General features: G+C 66.3%; 1 protein-coding gene. It reads left to right on the forward strand.

All coding sequences use genetic code 11. From position 1 onward, the window contains the following. Positions 1 to 24: 24 nt before the first annotated feature. Positions 25 to 2,649: hypothetical protein (locus GY812_05305; GenBank protein MCP4434907.1), on the forward strand; the 2,625-nt coding region annotated here is incomplete at its 3' end.

The raw sequence follows: 2,649 nt of genomic DNA on the forward strand, positions 1-2,649 counted from the left end.
CGGACGAGCAAGGCGGAGCGGCTGGTGATGGTGCTGCTCGCGGCGGACGAGAGCGGCGGGTGGAAAGTGCTCATTGAGCGCGTGCCGGGGTCAGGGTCGCTGTATACGCTACCGAGTGCCGCGGCCGTCGGCAAGGGTACGTGCCGAAGCCAACTGGGCGCGTACTTGAGGAACACCTACGGGGAGCGGTCGAGGGTGGCCGGTGCGCTGGCGACAGCGTCGATACATTGGGCGCGAGAGCAACACAGCGCGACGGTGTTCTTGGCGCAGTTGATCGCGGCGGGCGAGGACGATTGCGTCGCGGGCAGCGGCTTTGTGCGGCTGCAGACGGGCATGGATAGCGTGCTGGAGCCCGTCAGCAGCGCCATTCTGAAGATCGTCATGCGGATGCTCAACATCTTGGTGAGGGGCTCCACGCCCAACGAGTGGCGAGGGCTGCTGGAGGGTCTGCGGAAGATCGTGACGCGGCGGCGGCACGACGAGCAGTCAGTGTTCACGACGGAGGCGCTGTGGGATGCGGCGGCCAACGTGCCTACATACGACGACGCTCCAAATGGGCCGGCGCTGTGCGCCAGTGATGAGCACGTGACGGGTGCAGTAGCACGGCTGCACAAGCGCCTGCGCGGGCGGAGCGACCTCCCCTTGGTGATCGATCTGGAGGGCGAGTTGGGAGGGCGCGCGTCGTACATATCGCTCTTGCAGGCCTGCGTGGACGGACTAGCAGAGGCAGAGGGCGCCGGCGAGCAGGATCCGCTGGTGTACGTCTTCGACACGCACATGAACAAGAACATATTGCGGGCGGTGGGTCCCGACACGCTGCGAGCGCTGCTGGAGGACCGCAGGGTGGTGAAGTCGCTGCACTGCTGCAATGGCGACGCGGCGTCGATGTACCGCGAGTACGGCGTCAAGTTGAGTGGCTTCCTGGACACCGGGTTGGCCGACACCTTGCTGCGTCGCCACGTACCAGGGGTGCAACGCGGCCTGGGCGTGGTGCTGAAGCATTGGGTGGGCGAGCAGGTGCAGTTAACGCACAAGGGCTCCATGACATTCGTGCCGTACATGTTCAACAAGCGGCCACTGCCGCTTCGCGACTTCGTGTACGCGTACGAGGACGTGCTGTCGGGAGGACGACTGCACAGAGCACTCCTGAAGGGGTTGCGGGCGGACGATCTAGAGGAGCTAGCGCTGGCGCTGTCGCAAGCGCGGAGCCCTGCATTTGCGATACGTGCCCCGACCCCTCCCGAGTACCCGGCGGGGACTCGCGTGGCGGTGCCGCTGGTCGACGACTCCTCAGTGGTCTGCCTCTGCAGGCGCGAGGGACGCGAGTGCATGCTGGCGACGACAGCGGCGGCGGAGCTGACGCCAATCACCGTGGTGGTCAAGAAGCTGGCGCAGCACACCTGGTCTCAGTGCATGGGGCCGCCACCGAAGGGTGTGGCTGCAGCCGTCAACGCGCGGCCGCGCAAGCCAGTACAGATAGGGAACACTCTACTCTTCGTGGCGACGGTACCGAGCTGCATGGAGCACCTGGAGGCGTTGAGTGGGGCGTTGCAGGGATCGCTGTTGGCATCGACGCATGACGTCGTCGTGCGCAGCCGGGTGTGTGCGCAGGCGCACAGTGTGGGAGTGCAGCAGGACCAGCGGGCGCTCTTCCAGTACTTGTACGTCGACGCGGATCGGCAGCAGCACAAGCGCAACGGCAACTACGCCGAGGCGTACGTGGTGCGCGCTGAAGGCGACGGCGCTGCGGCAGGCGGACACCACACCATCACGGTGGCCGCACACCTAACAGTGCGCGAAGGGCGCGCGAAGTTGGGTGTGTTCACAGTGCGCACGGCGGCAGCAGGTGATGAGGAGGCGTACGTGGCGGTGGGGCCATCGGTCACCAACGTGCGGGCGGCGCTCATACTGCACGACGGTGAGCTAGCGTTCGTGCTCAACGGCAATACGGTAGCGGACGCGCTCGTACTACCCTCGGGACCTGTGGAGGTGGGCGGCACTCCGCAGGATGCGGCCATCAAGGGCTTCGACCTGTTGGCGGGAGCGGCGCTGCGGCGGGGCGCGTCGGGGGACTCGCAGAAGACGTACGAGTCGTACAGCCTCTCGACCGGTTTGGGAAAGATGCTGCACACGGGGTTCGAGGCGCTGCGCGAGGTGGGCAAGTACGGCAACACGACGTACTTCGCATGCACACTCGAGAAGGGCACGCTGAGGCGCTACGCGAGCTCGTTCTTCATGGCGCGCCAGGCGGTGACGGGCTTCCGGATTACACCGACTTTGGCGAAGCGCCATTGCGGCTTCCAGCTGTGCCGGGTGTCAACGGCGTTGGAGCGCCTGCAGAAGTACGACCGGGAGGCCATGGCGGCGGTGCTGAGAGAGAGCGCAGTGGAGGACTTGCAGCACGCAGATGCGGCATTGGTGGCGCAAACGTTCGCGAACTGTACGCACGAGGAGAGCGAGGCGTCCACGGAGGCGCACGCGCCTCAGCATAGTGAGCGACAACCGGAGCGGACCGTATGCGGCGAGCGCGGCGGTCGAGCCGTGGGGCTACCACCGTTAGGGCAGGACGCGGACTTCGACGCGCTGTTCGAGGCGCACGTGGTGCTACTTGTGCACGGCAGAGAGGTCGCGGAGGCGGCGCGGACGAGA

Source organism: Actinomycetes bacterium (genome assembly GCA_024222295.1).
Taxonomy (GTDB): domain Bacteria; phylum Actinomycetota; class Acidimicrobiia; order Acidimicrobiales; family Microtrichaceae; genus JAAEPF01.